Source organism: Winogradskyella sp. MH6 (assembly GCF_022810765.1).
In the GTDB taxonomy this organism is placed as follows: domain Bacteria; phylum Bacteroidota; class Bacteroidia; order Flavobacteriales; family Flavobacteriaceae; genus Winogradskyella.
The window spans coordinates 1,155,542-1,180,446 of sequence record NZ_CP094494.1 but is presented as its reverse complement, the minus strand read 5'-3'; the positions used below and the strand labels follow the sequence as shown (position 1 = coordinate 1,180,446).

The 24,905-nt window shown below is 35.7% G+C and carries 15 protein-coding genes; 9 read left to right on the top strand and 6 right to left on the bottom strand.

Annotated features, from left to right (window positions below):
• Window positions 1-11 precede the first annotated feature (11 nt).
• The 7 genes from MST30_RS05265 to MST30_RS05235 all read left to right on the top strand — a co-directional run bounded on the left by MST30_RS05265 (window position 12) and on the right by MST30_RS05235 (window position 7,093).
• Window positions 12-1,256: a peptidase U32 family protein gene (locus MST30_RS05265; protein ID WP_243473336.1), complete on the top strand. Its 1,245-nt coding sequence runs from the start codon at window positions 12-14 to the stop codon at window positions 1,254-1,256.
• Window positions 1,256-1,486, top strand: a complete 231-nt coding sequence (locus tag MST30_RS05260; RefSeq protein WP_243473335.1) for a ferredoxin — start codon at window positions 1,256-1,258, stop codon at window positions 1,484-1,486. The genes MST30_RS05265 and MST30_RS05260 overlap by 1 nt, the downstream gene beginning before the upstream one ends.
• 124 nt (window positions 1,487-1,610) lie before the next feature.
• A complete protein-coding gene (locus tag MST30_RS05255; RefSeq protein ID WP_243473334.1) occupies window positions 1,611-2,795 on the top strand; it encodes a PSP1 domain-containing protein in 1,185 nt (394 codons plus the stop codon).
• Entirely contained in the window at window positions 2,779-3,282 is a 504-nt protein-coding gene (locus MST30_RS05250; protein ID WP_243473333.1) for a gliding motility lipoprotein GldH, read from the top strand. The genes MST30_RS05255 and MST30_RS05250 overlap by 17 nt, the downstream gene beginning before the upstream one ends.
• Before the next feature lie 5 nt (window positions 3,283-3,287).
• Window positions 3,288-5,642, top strand: coding sequence for a penicillin-binding protein 1A (locus MST30_RS05245; RefSeq protein WP_243473332.1), 2,355 nt, complete (start codon window positions 3,288-3,290; stop codon window positions 5,640-5,642).
• A 93-nt stretch (window positions 5,643-5,735) separates the two neighbouring features.
• The gene (locus tag MST30_RS05240; RefSeq protein ID WP_243473331.1) at window positions 5,736-6,437 is read left to right on the top strand and encodes a CoA transferase subunit A; all 702 of its coding nucleotides are present in this window, start codon (window positions 5,736-5,738) and stop codon (window positions 6,435-6,437) included.
• 2 nt (window positions 6,438-6,439) lie between these two features.
• A complete protein-coding gene (locus tag MST30_RS05235) occupies window positions 6,440-7,093 on the top strand; it encodes a CoA transferase subunit B (protein ID WP_243473330.1) in 654 nt (217 codons plus the stop codon).
• Between the two features lie 364 nt (window positions 7,094-7,457).
• On the opposite strand, the gene MST30_RS05230 is transcribed toward MST30_RS05235, so the two are convergent.
• On the bottom strand, window positions 7,458-9,149 hold the full coding sequence (locus MST30_RS05230; protein ID WP_243473329.1) for an ABC transporter ATP-binding protein: 1,692 nt from the start codon (window positions 9,147-9,149) through the stop codon (window positions 7,458-7,460).
• Between the two features lie 388 nt (window positions 9,150-9,537).
• On the opposite strand from MST30_RS05230, the gene MST30_RS05225 reads away from it, so the two are divergent.
• Together MST30_RS05225 and MST30_RS05220 are read left to right on the top strand one after the other, a co-directional pair.
• Window positions 9,538-14,292 carry a reprolysin-like metallopeptidase gene (locus MST30_RS05225; protein ID WP_243473328.1) on the top strand — a complete coding sequence of 1,585 codons (4,755 nt, stop codon included), beginning with the start codon at window positions 9,538-9,540 and terminating at the stop codon, window positions 14,290-14,292.
• Between the two features lie 209 nt (window positions 14,293-14,501).
• On the top strand, window positions 14,502-20,198 hold the full coding sequence (locus tag MST30_RS05220; RefSeq protein ID WP_243473327.1) for an immunoglobulin-like domain-containing protein: 5,697 nt from the start codon (window positions 14,502-14,504) through the stop codon (window positions 20,196-20,198).
• Window positions 20,199-20,252: 54 nt separating this feature from the next.
• Here MST30_RS05220 and MST30_RS05215 read toward each other — a convergent pair whose 3' ends face one another.
• From MST30_RS05215 to hemB, 5 genes are all read right to left on the bottom strand, one after another.
• On the bottom strand, window positions 20,253-20,966 hold the full coding sequence (locus tag MST30_RS05215) for a 3'-5' exonuclease (RefSeq protein WP_243473326.1): 714 nt from the start codon (window positions 20,964-20,966) through the stop codon (window positions 20,253-20,255).
• 105 nt (window positions 20,967-21,071) lie between these two features.
• Window positions 21,072-22,226 carry a serine hydrolase domain-containing protein gene (locus MST30_RS05210; protein WP_243473325.1) on the bottom strand — a complete coding sequence of 385 codons (1,155 nt, stop codon included), beginning with the start codon at window positions 22,224-22,226 and terminating at the stop codon, window positions 21,072-21,074.
• A 39-nt stretch (window positions 22,227-22,265) separates the two neighbouring features.
• Window positions 22,266-22,739, bottom strand: coding sequence for a methylated-DNA--[protein]-cysteine S-methyltransferase (locus tag MST30_RS05205; protein WP_243473324.1), 474 nt, complete (start codon window positions 22,737-22,739; stop codon window positions 22,266-22,268).
• Window positions 22,739-23,857, bottom strand: a complete 1,119-nt coding sequence (locus MST30_RS05200) for a CNNM domain-containing protein (RefSeq protein ID WP_243473323.1) — start codon at window positions 23,855-23,857, stop codon at window positions 22,739-22,741. Before MST30_RS05200 ends, MST30_RS05205 begins: the two co-directional genes overlap by 1 nt.
• Window positions 23,858-23,886: 29 nt before the next feature.
• Window positions 23,887-24,876 carry a porphobilinogen synthase gene (gene hemB / locus MST30_RS05195; RefSeq protein ID WP_243473322.1) on the bottom strand — a complete coding sequence of 330 codons (990 nt, stop codon included), beginning with the start codon at window positions 24,874-24,876 and terminating at the stop codon, window positions 23,887-23,889.
• Between the last annotated feature and the right edge of the window lie 29 nt (window positions 24,877-24,905).

The following is a 24,905-nucleotide window of genomic DNA, read 5'->3' as shown; positions in this document are numbered from 1 at the left end:
AGTTCAACGAGATGCAAAAGATAGAACTTATGGCACCTGCAGGAAATTTTGAATCCCTTCAGGCAGCCTTAGACAATGGTGCCGATTCTGTGTATTTTGGAGTAGAGCAGCTAAATATGCGTGCCAGAGCTTCAATAAATTTCACCTTAGATGATTTGGAAGAAATTACTCGTCGATGTAAAGCAAAAAATGTAAGAACCTATTTAACGCTAAATACTATTATTTACGATCATGATTTGTCTATCGTAAAAACGTTGGTAAAACGAGCGAAGGAAGCAGGTATTACGGCAGTTATAGCTATGGATCAGGCGGTTATTGCTATAGCCAGAGAGTTTGATATGGAAGTACACATCTCAACTCAAATAAACATAACTAATCTTGAGACCGTAAAGTTCTATGCTATGTTTGCCGACACCATGGTTTTAAGTAGAGAGTTGAGTTTACGTCAAGTAAAACACATTACTGAGCAAATAGAGAAAGAACAAATTAAAGGGCCTTCGGGTAGATTGGTAGAGATCGAAATTTTTGGTCACGGAGCACTTTGTATGGCAGTTTCTGGTAAATGTTATATGAGTTTGCATGCGTATAATTCTTCTGCAAATAGAGGTGCGTGCAAGCAAAACTGTAGAAAAAAGTACACGGTTGTAGATCAGGAAACAGGTATAGAAATGGAGTTGGACAATGAGTATATAATGTCACCAAAAGATTTATGCACCATAGATTTTTTAGATCAGGTAGCAGATGCAGGAATTAAGGTTTTAAAAATTGAAGGAAGAGGCAGAGCACCAGAATATGTAGCTAAAGTAATTAAATGCTATAGAGAGGCTATAGACAGTTTAGAAAACGACACATACTCTAAAGAACAAGTTATCTCATGGATGCAAGAGTTAGAAAAAGTATACAACAGAGGTTTTTGGAGTGGCTATTACTTAGGGCAGAAGTTAGGTGAATGGAGCAAAGGCTCAGGCAGTCACGCTACCCAAAAGAAAGTTTATATAGGTAAAGGAGTACATTATTTTCCAAAGGCTAAAATCGGAGAGTTTAAGATTGAGGCTTATGATGTGTCGCTTGGTGATACAATTTTAATTACAGGACCTACAACTGGAGCTAAAGAATTTGAATTGAAAGAAATGCTGGTCAATGACAAGCCACAAGAAAAAGGCACTAAAGGAGATGCTATAACCATTCCATTAGATTTTAGGGTAAGACCATCAGACAAATTGTACAAAATTGTGGAAAATAAAGTTGAAGCCTAATGGTTGTTGTTACCTTACAGCGTAATAAGTGTATTGGTTGTAATTACTGTGTGGAGTTGGCACCACAGCAATTTCAAATGTCTAAAAAAGATGGGAAATCTGTGTTGCTACATGCAGAAGAGAAGAAAGGATTTTACACACTAAAATCTAAAGATTATGAGATTTTAGAACCAAGTCAAAATGCTTCAAAAGCCTGTCCTGTGAATATTATTACGGTTAAACATATCTAGATAATAAAATTCATCTAACAGGTTGTTTCAAACTAATACTAAAATAATAGTATCTTTACTCATTAATAATTTTATGAATCCTTTATTTAGGCTTAAGTAGCTTAAATTCAATATATAATTCTATATGGCTTGTAACAGTTGCGCAACTGGTAAAGACGGTCAGCCAAAAGGATGCAAAAACAATGGGACTTGCGGTACAGATAGCTGCAATAAACTCACTGTTTTTGACTGGTTGGCAAATATGTCGCTTCCAAACGGACAAGAACCTTTTATAGGTGTAGAGGTGCGTTTTAAAAACGGAAGAAAACAATATTATAAAAATTCTGAAAACCTTACTTTGAGTATTGGCGACATTGTTGCTACTCAAGCAAAATCTGGTCACGATATAGGTATGGTTACCTTAACGGGAGAACTGGTACGTGTACAGATGAAGCGAAAAAAAATTGATATTGAAGACTCAGAGAATGTTTTAAAAATTTACCGTAAAGCTTCCCAGAAAGATATAGACATTTGGTCTAGCGCTAGAGATAAAGAAGAACCAATGAAGGTTAAAGCACGTCAATTTGCTATAGACCTTAATCTTAAAATGAAAATCTCTGACATTGAGTTTCAAGGTGATGGAAGTAAGGCTACGTTTTATTATACAGCTGAAGAACGTGTGGATTTTAGAGAACTAATAAAAGTTTTTGCTAGAGAGTTTAAAACTAGGATTGAAATGCGACAGGTCGGTTTTAGACAAGAAGCAGCAAGACTTGGAGGAATAGGCTCTTGCGGAAGAGAATTGTGTTGTTCTACATGGCTAACCGATTTTAGATCTGTTAGTACTTCAGCGGCTAGATATCAACAATTATCATTAAACCCTTTGAAGTTGGCAGGACAGTGTGGAAAGCTAAAATGTTGTCTTAATTACGAGTTAGATGCTTATTTAGATGCTTTAAAAGCGTTTCCAAAAAATGACACAAAACTTTATACCGAAAAAGGCACTGCAGTTTGCCAAAAGACAGATATTTTTAAAGGGCTTATGTGGTATGCTTACGAAGGGGAATGGATGAATTGGCACGTTATTACTACAGAACAAGCCAATGAGATTATTGCAAAAAACAAGAAAAAAGAAAAAGTAGCAAGCCTTGAAGAGTACGCAGCAGAACACATACAGGATACTAAAGCAGAGTTTGAAAACGTTGTAGGGCAAGATAGTTTAACACGCTTCGATAATCCAAAACCCAAAAAGAAACGTAACAAGAATAGGAACAGAAACAAAAACCGTAACAAAAATCGCAATCAAAAGCAAAATGCAAAGAAGAACTAATGGGTTACTAATAGCACTTGTAAGTTTGTTTTTGGTTACAAGTTGCGACTCTAAAGCAGAGTACGATGAGTATAAATCTGTTCCAGATAAGTGGCATAAGGATTCAATAGCTACCTTTAATTTTAAAGCGCCAGATACCATAAATAATTATAATCTCTACGTTAATCTAAGAAACAATAACGACTATGCATATAGCAATTTGTTTCTCATCGTAGAGTTAAATTATCCAAATGGTAAAGCTGTGACAGATACTTTAGAGTATAAAATGGCTGCAAAAAATGGTGAACTTTTAGGTTCAGGATTTACAGATATTAAAGAAAATAAGCTTTGGTATAGAGGTTATAAATCTCCCTTTAAGTTTACAGAAAACGGAGATTATAGCGTAAATATTCAACATGCTATGCGAAAAAATGGAGAGGTTAATGGTGTTGAAAATTTAGAAGGAATTACAGATATAGGTTTTAGAGTAGAACCAGCTCAAAATTAGGTGTTATGGCAAAAAAGAAGACAACAAAATCTAAAACACAAACAGTAGATTTTTCAAAATATATAAGATGGTTTTGGATACTATTTACAGCTGGAATACTTGCTGTAGTGTTGTTATTTCTTTTTGCATCTTGGGGATTTTTGGGAGAAATGCCAGACCACACCAAATTAGAAAATCCTGAAACTAATTTAGCAACAGAAATCATTTCTTCAGATGGTGTAACATTAGGTAAGTTTTATTTTAATGATAACAGAACTCCTGTTGGTTACGAAGATTTACCAAAGAATTTGGTTGATGCTTTAGTCGCTACGGAAGACGCAAGGTATTACGACCACTCTGGTATAGATGGGAGAGGCACACTGAGGGCAGCTGTTTATCTTGGAGGTAAAGGTGGAGCTAGTACTATTACACAACAGTTAGCAAAACTGTTATTTACCAAACAGGCCTCAGGAAATATTGTTAAAAGAATTATCCAAAAAGCTAAAGAATGGGTTATTGCAACCAGATTAGAAAGACAATATACCAAGGAAGAGATCATGGCTATGTACTTCAATATCTATGATTTTGGAAACAATGGAGATGGTATTCGTTCGGCATCCAGAATTTATTTTGGTAAAGAACCAAAGGATTTAGAGCTTAAAGAATCGGCCATGTTGGTTGGGATGTTCAAAAATTCTTCATTATACAATCCTAGAAGAAATCCTGTTGGTGTAAAAAATAGACGTAATGTAGTTTTGGCTCAAATGCATAAGTACGGTTACATAACTGAAGAGGTTAAAGACTCATTACAAGCTACAGAACTAGATCTTAATTACACACCAGAAACCCATAGTCAAGGTATAGCGACATATTTTAGAGAATACCTTAGAGCTTTTATGAAAGATTGGGCGAATGACGAGAGTAATAGAAAACCAGATGGCTCTAAATACGACTTATATAGTGATGGGTTAAAAGTATATGTTACAATTGACTCGCGCATGCAAAAGCACGCAGAAGATGCCATTGCTTTGCATATGCCTAGATTGCAAGCAGAGTTTGATAACCAAAATACTCCTCTTAGAAATCCTACAGCCCCATTTTTAGAATTATCAAAATCTGAAGTTAATAATTTACTCAAAGCAGGAATGCGAAGAGGTGAGCGTTGGAGAATTCTTAAAGAACAAGGTAAGTCAGATAAAGAAATTGAAGCATCCTTTCACAAGCCTGTTGAAATGACTGTTTTTAAATGGATAGATGGTAAGCCAGGTGAAGTAGATACTGTAATGAAGCCAATAGACTCTATGCGTTATTACAAATCTTTTTTGCGTACAGGTATGATGTCCATGGATCCTTCTAATGGCCATGTAAAAGCTTGGGTTGGTGGTATGAACTACAAGCACTTTAAGTACGATATGGTTAAGCAAGGAAAACGACAAGTAGGTTCTACTTTTAAGCCTTTTGTGTATGCTACAGCCATAGATCAGTTACAGGTTTCGCCTTGTGATTCGTTTCCAAGAACTCCTATTACTATTGAAGCTAATAAATTTGGAAATCCAGAACCATGGACGACTAAAAACTCCGATGGGAATTACTCAGGTAAGCAAACCTTAAAAGATGCTTTGGCAAGTTCTACCAATACGATTACAGCACGGTTAATGAATGAAATTGGTCCACAACCAGTAGTAGAAATGGCTAAGAAATTAGGTGTAGAACAAGATATTTTGCCAGTACCAGCAATAGCATTAGGCACACCAGATATTAGTGTATACGAAATGGTGGCAGCGTATTCAACTTTTGCTAATAAAGGTGTTTATAATACACCAGTAATGGTTACACGTATAGAAGACAAAAACGGTACAGTACTTTATCAAGTAGCACCAGAAAGTAAAGATGTGTTGAGTGAAGAGGTGGCTTACGTTACTGTAAATCTTATGGAAGGTGTAACACAAGCGGGTTCTGGACGAAGATTGAGACACGCAGGTTTTGATAAATGGAATGCTGTCTACAGAGAAATAATTACAGGTTATCCTTATGAATTAACAAATCCAATCGCAGGAAAAACAGGAACTACACAAAACCAAAGTGACGGTTGGTTTATGGGTATGGTACCAAATCTGGTAACAGGTGTTTGGGTTGGAGCAGAGGATAGAGCTGCACATTTCAAAAGTATTGCTTACGGACAGGGAGCGTCTATGGCGTTACCAATTTGGGGATTGTATATGAAAGCCTGCTACGCAGATAAAACACTCAATGTATCTAAAGACGAATTTGAAAAACCTTCAGAATTGTCCATCAACATAGATTGTACCGCAAAAGATGAGGGAGATTTAGGTAATGAAACCAATACTAGTGATGACGATGAAATTGAAATAGATTTCTAAAAACAATCTATAGTCACACCCTTATTTATTTGACCAGAAACTATTAATTTATAGCATTGTTTTGTATTTTTCCAAAAGGAAAAAAATACAATTATGATTAATAAAAAAGTAGCTAATGTTACTGAAGCTTTACAAGGTGTAAAGGATAATATGACCTTTATGTTTGGTGGCTTTGGCTTATCGGGTATTCCTGAAAATGCCATAGCTGAATTGGTAAAGTTAAATGTAAAAGGCTTAACCTGTATTTCTAATAATGCAGGAGTAGACGATTTTGGTCTAGGCTTATTACTTCAACAAAAGCAAATCAAAAAAATGATATCGTCATACGTTGGCGAGAATGACGAATTTGAACGCCAAATGCTCTCAGGAGAACTCGAAGTAGAGTTAATTCCTCAAGGTACTTTAGCAGAACGCGCTAGAGCTGCACAAGCTGGATTCCCTGCATTTTACACTCCTGCAGGTTATGGTACCGAAGTCGCAGAAGGTAAAGAAACTAGAGAGTTTAACGGTAAAATGTATGTGCTAGAGCATGCTTTTAAAGCCGATTTTGGGTTTATTAAAGCATGGAAAGGTGATGCTGCAGGTAATTTAGTTTTTAAAGGCACAGCCCGCAATTTTAATCCAAATATGTGTGGAGCAGCCAACATCACTGTGGCTGAGGTTGAAGAACTTGTTCCTGTTGGTGAGTTAGACCCAAATCAGATACATATTCCAGGCATATTTGTACAAAGAATATTCCAAGGACCACACTACGAAAAGAGAATAGAGCAACGAACCGTAAGACAAAGAAGTTAGTTATGTTAGATAAAAACGGAATAGCAAAACGTATTGCAAAAGAAGTTAAGGACGGTTACTATGTTAACCTTGGTATTGGTATACCAACCTTAGTTGCTAATTTTGTAAGAGACGATATAGAAGTAGAATTTCAAAGTGAAAATGGTGTCCTTGGTATGGGACCATTTCCTTTTGAAGGTGAAGAAGATGCAGACGTGATTAATGCAGGAAAACAAACCATTACCACATTACCAGGAGCTTCATTCTTTGACTCCGCAATGAGTTTCTCTATGATTAGAGGTCAGCATGTAGATTTGACCATACTTGGAGCCATGGAAGTTGCAGAAAATGGAGATATTGCCAATTGGAAAATACCTGGAAAAATGGTAAAAGGAATGGGTGGTGCGATGGATTTGGTGGCAAGTGCCGAAAATATTATTGTAGCCATGATGCATACGAACAGAGCAGGTGAATCAAAACTTTTAAAATCTTGTACGTTACCATTAACAGGTGTAGGGTGTGTAAAGCGAATAGTTACAAACTTAGCTGTAATAGAGGTGACACCAAAAGGTTTTAAATTATTAGAACGTGCTCCAGGTGTTTCGGTAGAAGACATAAAAAATGCTACAGAAGGTCACTTAATTATTGAAGGAGAAATACCAGAGATGGAGATATAGTAATTTATTCTACAAACTTATATTTAGCCACATATTTAAAATGTGGCTTTTTTGTAAGAAAAATAGGCGAAACACATTACAAATGTTAAAAATAAATGCATTTCATCGATTTATAATGCATTTAAACAGGTAAATTGAAAAATAATTAGATATTAGCAGTCCCAAATCAATAACTAAATTAACCTGAATTTACCATAAACTTAATTTACAGATTTTGCCCCAAATCTAGCATAAACTAAAGCTTATGAAAACCAAATCAAATCTACCAGAACCTACTTTAAATGAAAACGTAATGTTTTCGAATTTAAAAAACACGATGCGAGTAATTTCAGGTGTTTTAAAGTTAACTAAAAAAATATTCATGCTATAACCCCTTTGGGATAGCATGAATTAATTTTTTAGTGTATTCCTTCTCTGGAGAAGCATAAATTTTGTCTGCATCTCCAATTTCTTCAATTTTACCTTTATTCATTACCAGTAACTGATCTGCCATGTATTTAACAACAGCTAAATCGTGAGAGATAAAAATATAGGTAAATCCAAATTGAGATTTTAATTCATTCAATAGATTAAGGACTTGTGCTTGTACGGAAATATCTAAGGCAGAAACCGATTCGTCGCAGACAATAAGTTGAGGTTGTAGCGCAATGGTTCTTGCAATACCAACACGTTGACGCTGACCACCAGAAAACTCATGAGGATATTTATAAAAACTAGACGCTTCTAGTCCTACTTTGGTTAAGATATCTAAAACCCTTTCTTTCCTGTCTTCAAAAGAATTACCAATGTTATGCACCTTCATGGGCTCCATTATAGCATTGCCAACAGTCATCCTTGGATTAAGTGAAGCAAAAGGATCTTGAAATATAATTTGAATATCTTTTCTTAGTTCTCTGAGTTCAGCTTTGCTCAAATTGGTAATATTCTGTCCTCTATACTTAATTATACCAGAAGTCACTTTATCTAACTGAAGAATAGCATTGCCTAAAGTAGATTTACCACAACCAGACTCACCAACCAAACCAATGGTCTCTCCAGGATACACCTTAAAACTAACTCCATCAACAGCTTTAAATTCTATATCTTTTGAAAACAACCCTTTTTTGGAGAGGTATACCTTTTCAACATCAATAACTTCAAGTAAAGGATCCTGACCGTATAGTCTTTTATGATGTGCAATTCTATGGTCTTCAGAAATAATACTTTGATTAATGTCTCCTTCCATAAAATCGGAAATCGTTGGTAGTTTTTTGAGTCTGTAATCCGTAGAAGGTCTAGCATTAATAAGAGCCTTAGTGTAACTGTGTTCAGGTTGGTTAAAAATAGAAGTAGTAATACCTTGCTCAACAATCTCACCTTTATACATAACCATTACTCTATCTGCAAGTTCAGAAACCAGAGATAAATCATGAGATATAAATAAAATACTCATTTTGGTCTCTTTTTGTATCTCTTTAAGAAGTAATAAAATCTCTTTTTGTACGGTAACATCTAGAGCTGTTGTAGGTTCATCGGCAATAAGAATTTCAGGTTTACAAGCTATAGCCATGGCAATCATAACGCGTTGCTTTTGTCCTCCTGATATTTCATGCGGATAAGATTTGTAAATTCTTTTAGGATTGGGCAGTTTTACCTTTTCAAAAAGTGAAAGAATTTCATCTTTAATTTCAAATCTTGATAAGTTAGTGTGTTGTTTCAAAATCTCTTCAACCTGTTTGCCACACCGCATAGAAGGGTTTAAAGAACTCATAGGTTCTTGGAATATCATGGCAATTTTTTTTCCTCGGATGTTTTGGAACTCCGTTTCTGAAATTTTAGTTAAATCTTGGTTTTTAAAAAAAATTGAACCTGAAGTTGTTTTTAAAACTGCTTTAGGTAGTAATCCCATTAAACATAGGGAAGAAATTGATTTTCCTGAACCAGATTCTCCAACCACAGCTAGGATTTCGTTCGAATTTATATGGAATGATATAGAATTAATAAGTTTCTTCTCTTCTCCATTATTAGACAATGAAATAGAGAGATTAGTAACTTTAAGTAAATTTTGCTTAATCATTATGTAAAAATAAGCAAAATGGAAAACCAAAAGGGTTCGGAAAATTTATTTACACCAAAAGCTATTGAGAGCCTAATTTTATGGGTTGTAAAAAGCTTTAAAATTTACTTCGTTAAATTACGTTTTATCGAATTTTTATGCGCTTTATCTGTTTTTTTGAAAAAAATTATAATATATTAGCCATTACAAATATCCCTTTATAGCCTCAAAGCGAATGAATAAAATTACCTTAGTTTTAACCCTTACTTTCTTTGTTTCTTTTATCAATAATGTGTTAAATGCATGATTATTAGATTAATTGGTAAGTAATTTTGCAAAAACTTTCTGGTTATTTTCATATAGAATAGATGTTTGTGTAGTAAAAATGAATATTAATTCTTAAGATATTATGAAAATTAAGTTATTGGTCATCACATTGGTGATGTCGACCATCATGTGGTCTCAGGATAGCGTATTATGGCAAAAACAAAGAACAAGCGCCAATAAGATTCTAAAAGAAAGCCACCAAACCTTAAAAACGTATCACACTTTCGGTTTAAATGCGGATGCTTTAAGGCAATCTTTAACAGGTGTTGCCCAACGAAATCAATTTTCGGTAAGTTCAAACACAATTTTATCCTTCCCAAATTCAGAGGGAAAGTTAGAGGGTTTTTCAATAAAGGAAGCGTCTATTATGCACCCAGATTTACAGGAACGTTTTCCTGAGATTAGGTCTTATGTAGGTCAGGGAGTTGATGATGCATCATCGGTTTTAAGATTTAGCATTTCTCCAGAAGGCTTCAATGGAATGATTTTATCTCCAAAGGGAAATACGTTTATTGAGCCTCTAGAGAAAAATTCTGATACTTATATTGTTTTCAATAGAGAAGACAGGATTAATTACAATGATGATTTTGAATGTGAAGTATCTGAACAAATAAACCGTATAGTCACATCAGATTTTATGATGAAAAACGCAGATGATTCTATTTTAAGAACATATCGTTTGGCAGTATCAGCGACTGGTGAATACACACAATATCATGGAGGTACAAAAGCCCAAGCGCTTGCAGCCATAAATACTACGATGACCCGAGTTAATGGCATTTATGAAGTAGATTTTAATGTAACAATGGTATTAATTGCCAACACGGATGATGTGATTTATACTAATACTGGAAGCGATCCATATGGTAATACAACAACAAATTATAATTCTCAGTTACAAAGTACACTAACAAGTGTTATAGGTGAAGCCAATTATGATGTAGGCCATTTATTTGCAAACCTTCAGAACAATGGAAATGCTGGTTGTATAGGTTGTGTTTGTGTTAACGGGTCAAAAGGAAGTGGATGGACTTCACACACAGTTCCAGAAGGCGATCCTTTTGATGTGGATTATGTTGCACACGAGCTAGGTCACCAGTTTGGTGCCAACCATACATGGACATTTAATGGTAATGAAGGTACAAATGTACAAATGGAACCTGGTAGTGGTTCAACTATAATGGGTTATGCAGGTATTACAGGAGCAACAGATGTACAAAGTAATAGTGATCCTTATTTTCATGCAGCTTCTATTGAGCAAGTAACAAACTATGTAAAGTCAACAAGTTGTCAAACAAATACAAATACAGGTAATTCTGTGCCAGTGGTAAACGCAGGTGCTAGTTATACGATTCCGCGAGGAACACCTTTTGTTTTAGAGGGATCTGCAACAGATGCAGACTCTGGTGATGTATTAACGTATTGCTGGGAACAATTTGATGAAAATAATGCATCAACTACTTATCCTAGTACAACAGCAACAACAGGTGTGGCTTTCAGATCTTTTGACCCTTCAATCGATACTCATCGTTATTTTCCAAGGATGGAAACTATAAAAACTGGCGCTACATCTTGGCAGTGGGAAGCTGTGCCGAATGTGGCAAGAACATTAAACTTCAGATTAACAGTTAGGGATAATGTTGCAGGTGGAGGATCGAATAATAGTGATGACATGGTTGTTTCTGTAAATAGTAGCGCAGGTCCTTTTGTTGTTAATTCACCCAATACCAATGTAACGTGGAATGCAGGAACGACTCAAACCGTAACTTGGGATGTTGCAGGTACGACAGGTAATGGTGTAAATGCTGCAAACGTAGATATCTTTTTATCTACAGACGGAGGAGACACGTATCCAATAACATTGGCTACTGGTGTTACTAATGATGGTTCGCACGATATAGTGGTACCAAATTTAGCGGGAACAAATAACCGAATAATGGTTAGAGGCTCTAATCATATATTCTTTGATATTTCTAACACTAATTTTTCGATTGCTGGTTCAATTCCTTGTGTTACCAATATACCAACAGGATTAACGGCTTCAAATATTAGTTACAGTAGTGCAACAATTGATTGGGATGCAAATACAAGTGCAATTTTTGACTTAAGGTATAGAGAGCTGGGCTCTACCAATTATAATAATATTACTGGTTTAGCGACTAACAATTATGCTTTAAATGGTTTAAACTCTTCAACGGATTATGAATTAGAAGTGAGAAGTGTTTGTACTTCATCAAACTCATCATACTCCAGTACTTTATTATTTTCTACTTCTGCGCCACCACCTTGTTCAGGAACACTTGTAAATACATTTCCCTACATAGAAACGTATGATTCAGGTCTTGGTGATTGGACACAAGCTACAGGTGATGATGGTGATTGGCTGCTTGATAGTAACGGAACACCAACTAGTGGTACAGGACCATCAGATGATATTACAGGTAATGGGAGCTATTTCTACACTGAAGCATCTAATGGTGGCTTAGGCTCTAATGCTACAGCAATATTGGTGAGCCCTTGTTTTGATTTAAGTCTAGCAAATAGCCCTTTTGTATCATTCTATAATCATATGTATGGTGTTGATACAGGTACTTTAACGCTTGAAATTACTAATGATGATGGTTCTAATTGGACATCACTATTTGCTCAAAGTGGAAATCAAGGAAACCAATGGAACTTTGTTCAGGTAGATCTTTCTGGTTATGATGAGCAAACAGTTAAATTCAGATTTACAGGCGTAACAGGAGGAGGTTCTGCAAGTGACATTGCTGTAGATCAATTTAGGATTGGTCCTCAGGTATTAATTTATTGTGATTCTAACGGTAATAGTACCACAGATGAATATATTTCAAATGTTACTTTAAACGGAGTAAGTAATAATTCAGGAGCTGGTTCAACAAGTACTGGTTATTCAGATTTTACTGGTGTGAACATTGATTTAGATATAGAAAACACATACCCTATTTCTATTACTCCTCTTTGGACAGGAACTATTTATAACGAAGGCTATGCTGTTTGGATAGATTTTAATCAAGATGGGGATTTTAATGATACAGGAGAACAAGTATTTACGCAAGCTCCATCTCAAGACAATCCTGTTTCAGGTAATATCACTATTCCTACAGACGCATTGTTTGGACCAACCAGAATGCGTGTGTCTATGAAGTATGATGGTATTCCAACATCTTGCGAATCTTTTGATTATGGAGAGGTAGAAGATTATACTGTAAATATTGGTTTTGATGGCTTATTATACACCAATGGTGCTTGGACACCTTACGCTCCTGATAATACCACAGGTGCCGAAAACGCTCTTGTTTTAGATGGAACAGCCATTATAACAACTGATGTAGAACTAAACGATATTACTATTAGGACAGGAGCAGAAGCTGTGGTGGATGCAACAGGTTCTATGATTGTAAACGGAAATATTGTAAGTGATGGTACATTAACTCTAAACTCTGTATCTGATAATTATTCAAGTTTAATAGCTAATGGAACAGTTACAGGCAATGTAAGATATTTTAGACATGCCAATAATACCGCAGCTGTAGGCGAGGAAGATGCAAATGATTTAATTGCTCCACCGGTTTCTGGTCAAGCATTTAATATGTTTGCAGGTAACAATAGTAATATTGTTAGCAATGGAGGCGGAACACAATATTTATTTGGTCCGTTTGATAAAACAACAAATACGTATCTGTTATATGCTAATACCGAAACAGCAACATTAGATCCTGGTACAGGATATAGGGCAGCTTCAACGGATAATTCTACATTTGAATTTTCTGGGACTGTAAACACAGGAAATATCAATGTGCCAGTAGTTGTATCTGGACCAACCTATCCTGAATGGAACTTAGTAGGTAACCCATATCCATCGTATATCACTTTAGCAGATTTCTTATTGGCTAATAGCTCGCAATTGGCTACACCAAGTGTTGGCATATATGGTTATGACGGTGATGCTTCTGATGGTTGGATGATTTGGAATCAAGCGTATTCAGACTTAAATCCTAATGCTATAATAACGCCAGGACAAGGGTTTTTAGTAGCTTCTGTTGCAGGAGGAGGAAACATTAGTTTTACACCTGCAATGAGAACAACAGGTAATTCGGATGATTTTATTGCAGGTAGAAATGATAATATTTCTTACTTTAAATTGAATCTTACAAATGGTTCTGATGTTTACCATTCAGAATTCTATGTGTCAGACAATGCGTCATTAGGTTTAGACCCAGGTTATGATGCCAGAACTTTTGGAAGTATTGCGCCAAGTTTTAGTATTTATTCACAATTAGTTGAAGAAAATGATGGAACAGATATGGCCATTCAAGCTATTTCAGATTCTGATATTTCTAATAATGCTATTATTCCTCTTGGTATTAATGCTTCAGCAGGGCAGCAGTTAACTATAAGTTTGTCTGATAATATGTTGCCAAACGATATTGATGTCTATTTAGAAGATCGTCAAAATAATATATTCACACTACTAAACGATACGGATTATATCCTAACAGCAGCTTCAGATTTACAAGGTATAGGCCGTTTTTATCTAAGATTTAGCCAAGGAACTTTAAGCATAGATGAAACGGGATTAGATACACTTCAGGTATTAAGTTTAGATAATCCAAAGCGTATAGTAGTTAAGGGGCAAATTCTAGAATTAACGGAGTTTATATTATATGATATACGCGGAAGAGAAGTCCTTAAGCGAGATTTAGTAGAAGGAACTACAATAAGCACTATAGATACATCACAGTTTACAAAAGGGGTTTACTTAGTGAAGCTTAAGAACACCAGCAATATAATTTCTAAAAAACTTATTATAAGATAATATTCTAAAAAAGATAAGAAAAGCTCAGGTATCTTACCTGAGCTTTTTTTGTTTAATATCATTAAGTAAATGCATTCTTACTTTCAATTACGGTTTTTCCACACATTTTATGATTTTGGGTATAAAAACTAAAAAATCAAAAACCACAAGTCTTTAAAATTATTAATTTGACAAATAAAGCTATTAATTAATCCATTTTTCTCAGCATTATGAAAGTTAAATTATTGTTGCTCATCGCTATGATGGGAACGACCATCATGTGGTCTCAAAACAAAGTTTATTGGCAGAAACAAGCTTCTAATCCAAGCAAAGTTTTAAAGGAAAGTCATCAAACTTTAAAAGAATTTCAGACATTTAGTTTGAATTCTCAAGCACTAAAACAAGCCTTAAATGGTGTTGCCCAACGAAATCAATTTTCGGTAAGTTCAAACACAATTTTATCCTTCCCAAATTCAGAAGGAAAGTTAGAGCGTTTTTCAATAAAGGAAGCGTCTATTATGCATCCAGATTTACAGGAACGCTTTCCTGAGATTAGGTCTTATGTAGGTCAGGGAGTTGATGATGCATCATCTATCTTAAGATTTAGTATTTCTCCAGAAGGTTTTAACGGAATGATTTTGTCTAGTAAGGGAAATACGTTTATTGAGCCTATATCAAGAGGAGTCGATTCTTATATCGTTTTTAACAGAGAAAACCGTATTAATTACAATGATGATTTTGAGTGTGAAGTATCAGAACGAATCAAGAGAAGAGTCTCATCAGATTTTATGATGAAAAATGCAGATGATTCTATTTTAAGAACATATCGTTTGGCAGTATCAGCGACTGGTGAATACACACAGTATCATGGTGGTACGATAGCACAAGCTCTTGCGGCGATTAATACCACAATGACTAGGGTGAACGGTATTTATGAGGCAGATTTTAATGTAACAATGGTATTAATTGCCAATACCGATAGTGTTATTTACACTAATACAGGAAGTGATCCTTATGGTAATACAACTTCAAACTACAATTCTCAATTACAGAGCACATTAACGAGCGTTATTGGAGAAGCTAATTACGATGTTGGACATTTATTCGCAAATCTTCAGAATAACGGAAATGCTGGTTGCATAGGCTGTGTTTGTGTTAATGGATCAAAAGGTAGTGGGTGGACGTCACATACAGTTCCAGAAGGAGATCCTTTTGATGTGGATTATGTTGCACACGAGCTAGGTCACCAGTTTGGTGCAAATCATACTTGGACGTTTAATGGTAATGAAGGTACAAACGCACAGATGGAGCCAGGTAGTGGTTCAACCATAATGGGTTATGCAGGTATTACAGGTGCGACAGATGTTCAGAGTAATAGTGACCCATACTTTCATGCGGTTTCAATAGAGCAGGTAACAAATTATATAAAGTCAACAAGTTGTCAAACCAATACAAATACTGGTAATTCAGTGCCTGTAGTCAATGCAGGTTCTAATTATACCATCCCAAGAGGAACACCTTTTGTTTTAGAAGGTTCTGCAACAGATGCAGATTCAGGAGATGTATTAACCTATTGTTGGGAGCAATATGATGAAAATAATGCTTCATCTACTTATCCAAGTACTACGGCAACAACAGGTGTAGCCTTCAGATCTTATGAGCCTACAACGGATAATCATCGTTATTTCCCAAGAATGGAAACTATAAAAACCGGATCTACATCTTGGCAGTGGGAAGCTGTGCCGAATGTGGCAAGAACATTAAACTTCAGATTAACAGTCAGAGATAATGTTGCAGGTGGAGGATCGAATAATAGTGATGACATGGTTGTTTCTGTAAATAGTAGCGCAGGTCCTTTTGTTGTTAATTCACCCAATACCAATGTAACATGGAATGCAGGAACGACTCAAACCGTAACTTGGGATGTTGCAGGTACGACAGGTAATGGTGTAAATGCTGCAAACGTAGATATCTTTTTATCTACAGATGGAGGTGATACGTATCCAATTACATTGGCTACTGGTGTTACTAATGATGGCTCTCACGATATAATTGTACCCAACAATGTAGGAACACAAAATAGAATAATGGTCAGAGGCTCAAACCATATATTCTTCGATATTTCTAATAGCAATTTCACTATTGCTGGTCAAGTGGTTTGTAATGCGACAGTACCAACCGGATTAGCAGCTTCAAACATTGGGTCTAATACGGCAACTTTAAGTTGGAATGCGGTACCTGGAGCATCATATGATTTGCAATACAGACAAGTTGGAACAAGTACATGGACGACTTTAAATGTTAATGGTATTTCCTCTAATCTAACGGGCTTGAGTCCATTAACGCAATATGAGGCACAAGTAAGAAGTGAATGTCCAGATACGTCTACATCTGCTTTTAGTACTATAGTTAATTTTACAACTACAGATGTTCAGATCAATTACTGTTCTTCTGCTAGTACAAATGTGAATGATGAATATATAGGAAGAGTACAGCTGAACACTATTGATAATACTTCAGGTGGACAATTTTATTCTGACTTCACAAACATTTCTACCACATTAACAAAAGATACTCAACACACAATTACTATTACTCCAACTTGGACTGGAACAACCTATTCTGAAGGGTATTCAGTATGGATTGATTACAATAGAGATGGTGATTTTAGTGATGCTGGAGAACAAGTTTGGTCGCAGGCAGCTACAACTGCAACACCAGTTTCAGGAAGTTTTACGATACCTTCAAGTGCAGTAGAAAATTCTACGCGTATGCGTGTTTCTATGAAATACAATGGTATTCCTACAGAATGTGAAACATTTACTTATGGTGAAGTTGAAGATTACACAGTAATTATTGAAGGTTCAGGACCAGATACAACACCACCAGTTATTACTTTAAACGGTGCTTCAACTGTAAATGTAACTCAAGGAGGAACGTATACCGAGCTGGGAGCAACCGCTACCGACAATATTGATGGTGATATCTCTGCAAATATTGTAATAGGTGGAGATACTGTGAACACTTCGGTACTTGGTACTTATGTAATAACCTATAATGTTAGTGATGCTGCTGGAAATAATGCCGCTGAGGTAACAAGAATAGTTACAGTAGTTGATCCATCAAATGGGTGTTCAGGAGGAATTTCAACATTCCCATATTCAGAGAGTTTTGAAAACACCCTTGGAGATTGGACACAATCAAGTGAAGATGATATTGATTGGACAGTTTATACAGGCGGAACACCATCTGGTAATACAGGACCATCAAGTGCTGCTGATGGAACTTACTACGTTTATGTAGAAGCTTCCAGTCCAAATTATCCAAGTGTAAGAGCAATTTTAAATTCACCATGTTTTGACCTTAATGGTGTATCATCAGCTTCTTTTGACTTTATGTACCATATGTATGGTGCAGCTGACATGGGAACAATTGATCTTGAAGTTAGTGAAGATGAAGGAGCAACTTGGACAAGTATTTGGAGTCAATCTGGAAATCAAGGAAATCAGTGGTTAAGTGCTTCTGTAAATTTAGATGCATATACAGGTAAAGGAATTCAGTTACGTTTTAACAGGTTTATAGGAAGCACGTGGCAAGCTGATATTGCTATTGATGATGTTTCTTTAACCACTTCAGGGCCAGATACTGTACCGCCAGTGATTACATTAAATGGCGCTTCTTCTATTAGCTTATTAGTTGGTGAAACTTATACAGAACAAGGAGCCACAGCCACTGATAATGTGGATGGAGACATTACAGCAAATATTGTTATTGGAGGAGATACTGTAGATACAAACACACCAGGAACTTATGTAATAACCTATAATGTGAGTGATGCCGCAGGAAATGCTGCAACAGAAGTTATTAGAACAGTTACGGTTAATCCAGATACAACGGCACCTGTAATTACATTGATTGGGTCATCATCGGTTAGTTTGAATGTAGGTGAAACATACACTGAACTAGGAGCAACAGCAACTGATAATGTAGATGGAGATATTTCAGCAAATATTGTTATTGGTGGTGATACTGTAAATACTAGTATGGCAGGAACCTACATTATTACTTATAATGTTAGTGACGCAGCAGGAAATGCTGCAGTAGAAGTTACAAGAACTGTAATTGTTTCTGCAGATACAACAGCTCCGGTGATAACATTAACTGGTGCTTCAAACATTACTTTAAATTTAGGTGATACTTATACAGAGCAAGGGGCTACAGCAACTGACAATGTAGACGGAGACATTACTGCAAATATTGTTATAGGTGGTGATTCTGTGGATACCAATACACCAGGAACTTACGTAATAACCTATAATGTGAGTGATGCCGCAGGAAATGCTGCGACAGAAGTTATTAGAACAGTTACTGTGAATCCAGATACTACAGCTCCTGTAATAACTTTAATTGGAGCTTCATCAATTAGTTTAACCGTTGGTGATATTTACACAGAGCAAGGAGCAACTGCGACCGACAATATAGATGGAGACATTACAGCAAATATTATAATTGGAGGAGATGTGGTTGATACAAATAGTACGGGAACTTATGTTGTAACCTATAATGTAAGTGATGCTGCAGGAAATGCCGCAGTAGAAGTTACAAGAACTATTACTGTTTCAGAAGTTTCTACAGGATGTTCTGGTGGAATTTCTTCCTTCCCTTATTCAGAAAGTTTTGAAAATACCCTTGGAGCATGGACCCAATCAAATGCTGATGATATAGACTGGACTGTTGATGCTAATGGAACACCTTCAAGTAATACAGGACCATCAAGTGCTTTTAGCGGAAGCTATTATGTTTATGTAGAAGCATCTAGTCCAAACTATCCTAGCAGAAGAGCTATTTTAAACTCGCCTTGTTTTGATTTAAGCGGACTTTCAGAAGCAAACTTTGGTTTTATGTATCATATGTATGGTGCAACAGATATGGGAACAATTGATTTAGAGATTAGTGATGATGATGGAGCAACTTGGACAAGTATTTGGAGTCAATCAGGCAATCAAGGTAATCAATGGTTAAGTGTTAATATTAATTTAGATAGTTATGTAGGTGGCTCTGTTCAATTAAGATTTAATCGATTTGTTGGTAGTACTTGGCAAGCAGATATTGCTATAGACTCAGTAAGTTTAACAGAAGGAGCTGCTAATAGTGGTTGTTTAGGTGGAATTTCATCTTTCCCATATTCAGAAAGTTTTGAAAACACCCTTGGAGCTTGGTCTCAATCAAGTGCAGATGATATAGATTGGACTATTGATGCTAATGGGACACCATCGAGTAACACAGGTCCTTCGAGTGCGGCTGATGGAACTTATTATGTTTATGTAGAAGCATCGAGCCCAAACTATCCAAGTAGAAGAGCGATTTTAAATTCGCCTTGTTTTGACTTGAGTTCTGCCGCATCTGCGACATTTAACTTCAATTATCATCAGTATGGAGCAGCAGATATGGGTACCTTAGATCTAGAAATTAGTGAAGATAATGGAGCAACATGGACTAGTATTTGGACTAGTTCAGGAAACTTGGGTAATTCTTGGCAGTCAGCAAGTGTAAACTTGTCTGCTTACGTTGACGCAAGTGTACAACTGCGTTTTAATAGATTTGTTGGTAGTACTTGGCAAGCTGATATAGCTATTGATAATGTTAGTTTAACAACAGCAGGAACTACTAGAGAAGATGTTACCGCTACAACAGATCATGTTAAGGAATTTAGACTATATCCAAATCCTGTTAAAGGAAATAGTTTAAATGTTTTAACAGACTATAAAGAAGTTAGTTATGAAATTTATAATACACTTGGTCATTTAGTTGCTAAAGGAAATTTAGTAAATAACAAGGTAGACATAAGTTCTTTGGAAGGCTCAGTATATCAAATAAGATTTACTACAGAAGAAGGCACTATGACTAAAAGATTTATAAAACAGTAATTTTAATTTAGTATGATTAACTAATAAAAAGTCCTGATGAAAATCAGGACTTTTTTATATGTGTTTTATTTCATTCTCATGAAGCAATTCATCTCCTCGTAAGCGCAAGAAAATTTGTGCTACAGCAACAGTGTCTTTTTCGCAATAGGTAATGATTCTGTCAATATCATTTTCCTCATAAAATACGCGGTAGACTTCACTGCCATCTATATCGTCTTTAGGTGAAGGAATACCTAATACATTGGTTAGTAGTTTTAGAGAAGTGTAGGTTTTATAATCACCAAACTTCCATAACTCTAAAGTATCTAGATGAGGTACTTCCCAAGGTTTTTTGCCAAAGAGATTGAGTTTGTATGGCAATTCTATGTTGTGAATAATCATACGTCTCGCGATATAAGGAAAGTCAAATTCTTTACCATTATGCGCACAAAGCAAATGCTTATTTTGGCTGAAATGAGAAATGATGAGGTTCTTAAAATCTTTTAGAATCTTATCTTCTTCACCATAGAAAGAAGTCACTCTAAAATTTCGGATGTCTCCTTCCATTTTAAAATAACCAACCGAAATACAGATAATCTTTCCAAACTCTGCCCAAATGCCAGCTCTGTCATAAAACTCTTCTGCAGAAAACTCTTCTTTACGTTGGTATCTAGATTTTGCTTCCCAAAGACTCTTTTTGGTAGCATCTAGCTCTGAAAAGTGTTCCGTTTCCGGAACGGTTTCAATATCTAGGAATAATATGTTTTCAAGATTGAGTTTTGAAATCATAATGATTTTGTGAAGGCAAGTTTTCTATTTTTTCACCTGTGTAAATCAAATATAACAAATTCAATTACATATAGATACGTGTTTGTTCCTAATTTGATTTTGAAATTATAAACCTAACATTTCATAAGCCTCATCAATGTATAAACTAATATCATAAGTAAAAGCACCAATACCTGCGTCTGGTGATTTCTGATGTCCAAGTCTTACAATAATCACATTGTCTTCAGGTTGAACAATAACGTATTGCCCTAAGTGACCACGCATCATTTTAAAACTTTTTCCATTAACATCTTTCATCCACCAACCATAACCATATTCAGGGCTATCAGCAAAACGAGGAGTAATGGATTTAGCAACAAAAGCTGAGTCTAATACTTGTTTCCCATTCCATTTGCCATGATCTTTATATAGCTTTCCAAAACGCGCAAAATCTTTTGCATTTCCGGCAATACAGCAATAGGCTTTTACTAAATCATGATCTTCACTATCAACTTGCCAAAGCACATCGTTTTCGCTTCCTAAAGGTTTCCAAAAGCTTTCTTCTAAGTATTTGTATAGTTTTTTTCCTGTTGCTTTTTCAATTACCATAGCTAACATTTGTGTATCACCACTAGCATATTTAAAGGCTTGTCCTGGTTCTTCAACGACTTTTAATCCATTACAAACTTTAGCCAAATCGTCATCAAAATAAGCACGTGTAGTAATAGAAAATGGCGAATAATAGCGTTCATCCCAATTGGTTCCGGATGCCATACTGCTTAAATCACCAACAGTCATCTTTGCCGCTTTACCATCGCAAAATTCTGGTAAAAAATCACAAACAGGCTGATCTAAACTTTTTATATAACCATCCATTATAGCTTTGCCTAACATACCAGACACATAGCTTTTTGCCATTGAGAAGGAATTGGATTTTGAGTCTTCACCAAAGCCATCATAGTATTCTTCAAACCAAATGCTATCATTTTTAATTATCACGTAAGCAATGGTTCCCCAATCTTTATTTGCTTTAGAAAGTTCTTCGGTTGGTTTTACAGAATTGTAATCTTTGTGATTTGGCCAAGGCTGAGGATTATCGCTGGCTTTTATTTCTTTATTATCAAAGTATTTGTAGTCCTCAAGAAAAGCCGTACTGTGACCGTTTAAATAGATTGTGCGCACAGCTTTTAGTAGGTAATCTGTATCTGTAATGTATAGAACGATAATGATTAGTCCAAAAAGGATAACCAAAAATTTGAGTAGTTTTTTTAAGAATTTCATCAGTTTGATTTAAGAATTTTAAATATAATAAAATAGGATTTAAAAAAGGGTCTGTTGCTTGTACTCACTTTCGTGATTAAGCAACCATTGCTTACGATGTAACCCACCAGCATAACCTGTAAGACTTCCATCTGTGCCAATAACGCGATGACAAGGCACTATAATCCAAAGTGGATTTTTGCCGTTTGCGCTTGCTGCAGCGCGTATGGTTTTAACATCACCAAGTTGCTTGGCAAGCTCTAGGTAAGAAATAGTTTTTCCGTAAGGGATTTTTTCAAGTTGTTTCCAGACTTTTTTCTGAAAATCTGTGCCTTCAGGATTTAATTTTAAATCGAAAGTTTTAAGCTTATTATTGAAATAGGCTTTAAGCTGTGTAGCACAATCTAAAAGGGATTCAGGAATACTTTCAGACGTATCTTCATTTGTGTCTACTATTGAAACGGAAGTAATGCCATCTTGGTCGCCAATAATTTTAGCATATCCAAGAGGTGTTTCAATATAGCAGGTGTCCATTAATTTTCAGGATTGTCGTTGTCTAATAAACCAAGACGCTTTGCTCTGCTTTCCCAACTTTTTCTGGCGAGTAATTGCAAATCCGAAACATTATCACTTTCGTCCATAATCTCTAATCCAAGTAAGGTTTCAATCACATCTTCCATAGTGACGATACCACTTACTGAACCGTACTCATCAACAACCAAAGCCATATGATTTCTGCTTTCTACTAATTGTTCAAAAAGTGTTGGAATAGGAAGGCTTCGGTTTACAATAATGATGCTTCGTTTTATTTCAGACAGTAATTTATCACCATTGCCTAATCCCATTTCTTTAAAAACTTCGTCTTTTAAAACAAGTCCTGTAATGTTATCAGGATTTTCTGTAAACACAGGAATTCTAGAAAAACGAATATTAGAATTAGCCTCAAAGAAGTCTCTGACGGTCATCGTTTCGTTTTCCGTTTTTAAAACAGTACGAGGAGTCATAATGTCTTTTGCACGTACTTCTTTAAAGTTAAGAAGGTTTTTAATGACCTTACTTTCACTTTCTTCAAACACACCTTCTTCGTGTGCTATATCTGCCATGGCAACAAACCCTTCTCTGCTTAAAACACTACCATGACCTTTGCCACCAATAAGTTTTGTTGTAAGTTGTAGTACCCACAGAATACCAGTCCATTTTAATGGAAATATTAAAACATTGAGTGCTTTTGCTGTAAAATTAGCAAGCTGTTTCCAATAGGTTGCACCTATGGTTTTTGGGATAATTTCTGAAGCAACCAGAATAAGAATGGTCATTATAGTAGATACTATACCGACCATAACATCTTCGGTTAATTCTATGCCAAGAATACTTCTTTTTGTGTTTCCATAGAGCTCTGCATACGCCACTTTTGCTTGTACACCAACCAAAATAGCACCAACAGTGTGTGCTATAGTATTTAGGGTTAAAATAGCAATTAATGGACGATCAACGTCTTTCTTTAATTCTTCGAGGTTGTTGGCGTAAGCTTTTCCCTCTTTCTTTTTTACGTTAATAAAAGTAGGTGTAATACTTAGTAAAACAGCTTCGAGAATAGAACACAAAAAGGAAAAGAAAATAGAGATTACAGCGTAGAATATGAGTAGACCCATTAATTTTTTTGGTTTAAGTTAATGCTAAGTTACGAAATCAATTTCATAACATCCTTAGCAAAATAACTGGCGATAATATCTGCGCCAGCACGTTTAATTGCTGTGACTTGCTCTAGCATTATAGCATCGTGGTCTAACCAGCCTTTTTCAGCTGCAGCTTTAAGCATAGCATATTCACCTGATACTTGGTAAACAGCTAAAGGAACATCAAAAGTATTTTTAATGTCTCTAACGATATCCAAATAACACAATCCAGGTTTTACCATGACGATATCAGCACCTTCGTTAATGTCCATTTCGGTTTCTCTTAGTGCTTCTTCTCTGTTGGCAAAGTCCATTTGATAGGTTTTTTTATCCTTCGGTACATCTACCATATCTACAGGAGCAGAATCCAAGGCATCTCTAAAAGGGCCATAAAAAGCTGATGCATATTTAGCAGAATAACTCATTATTCCAACATCGATTAGGTTAGATTGATCTAATGCCTCTCGAATACCAAGAATACGACCATCCATCATATCACTTGGTGCTACAAAATTGGCGCCAGCTTCAGCATGAGAGATACTCATTTCTGCTAAAACTTCAACGGTAGCATCATTGATGATTTTCCCATTTTCAACAATACCATCGTGTCCATAAGATGAAAATGGATCTAAAGCCACATCGGTCATTACCAACATGTCTGGGCAAACGGCTTTTACAGTTTGTATAGCGCGTTGCATCAAACCATTTGGGTTTAATGCTTCGGTACCTTTGTTGTCTTTTAATTTATCGTCAACTTTAACGAATAGCAAAACCGATTTTAATCCTAAACTCCAAAGTGTTTTTACTTCGTCTTTAAGTAAGTCTAGGCTAAAACGATAGTAATTAGGCATAGAAGCAATTTCTTCTTTAACGCCTTTGCCTTCTACAACAAAAAGAGGCACTAAAAAATCGTTTGGTGTTATATAAGTTTCTCTAACTAAACTTCTAATAGCCTCGTTAGTTCTTAGTCTTCTATTTCTTCGTATTGGGAACATAATTGTAAATCTGAATATAAAAGTGAATA

Coding starts and splice junctions, on each gene's coding strand:
- MST30_RS05265 (WP_243473336.1), top strand. CDS start 12: ATGCAAAAGATAGAACTTATGGCACCTGCAGGAAATTTTGAATCCCTT.
- MST30_RS05260 (WP_243473335.1), top strand. CDS start 1,256: ATGGTTGTTGTTACCTTACAGCGTAATAAGTGTATTGGTTGTAATTAC.
- MST30_RS05255 (WP_243473334.1), top strand. CDS start 1,611: ATGGCTTGTAACAGTTGCGCAACTGGTAAAGACGGTCAGCCAAAAGGA.
- MST30_RS05250 (WP_243473333.1), top strand. CDS start 2,779: ATGCAAAGAAGAACTAATGGGTTACTAATAGCACTTGTAAGTTTGTTT.
- MST30_RS05245 (WP_243473332.1), top strand. CDS start 3,288: ATGGCAAAAAAGAAGACAACAAAATCTAAAACACAAACAGTAGATTTT.
- MST30_RS05240 (WP_243473331.1), top strand. CDS start 5,736: ATGATTAATAAAAAAGTAGCTAATGTTACTGAAGCTTTACAAGGTGTA.
- MST30_RS05235 (WP_243473330.1), top strand. CDS start 6,440: ATGTTAGATAAAAACGGAATAGCAAAACGTATTGCAAAAGAAGTTAAG.
- MST30_RS05230 (WP_243473329.1), bottom strand. CDS start 9,149: ATGATTAAGCAAAATTTACTTAAAGTTACTAATCTCTCTATTTCATTG.
- MST30_RS05225 (WP_243473328.1), top strand. CDS start 9,538: ATGAAAATTAAGTTATTGGTCATCACATTGGTGATGTCGACCATCATG.
- MST30_RS05220 (WP_243473327.1), top strand. CDS start 14,502: ATGAAAGTTAAATTATTGTTGCTCATCGCTATGATGGGAACGACCATC.
- MST30_RS05215 (WP_243473326.1), bottom strand. CDS start 20,966: ATGATTTCAAAACTCAATCTTGAAAACATATTATTCCTAGATATTGAA.
- MST30_RS05210 (WP_243473325.1), bottom strand. CDS start 22,226: ATGAAATTCTTAAAAAAACTACTCAAATTTTTGGTTATCCTTTTTGGA.
- MST30_RS05205 (WP_243473324.1), bottom strand. CDS start 22,739: ATGGACACCTGCTATATTGAAACACCTCTTGGATATGCTAAAATTATT.
- MST30_RS05200 (WP_243473323.1), bottom strand. CDS start 23,857: ATGGGTCTACTCATATTCTACGCTGTAATCTCTATTTTCTTTTCCTTT.
- hemB (WP_243473322.1), bottom strand. CDS start 24,876: ATGTTCCCAATACGAAGAAATAGAAGACTAAGAACTAACGAGGCTATT.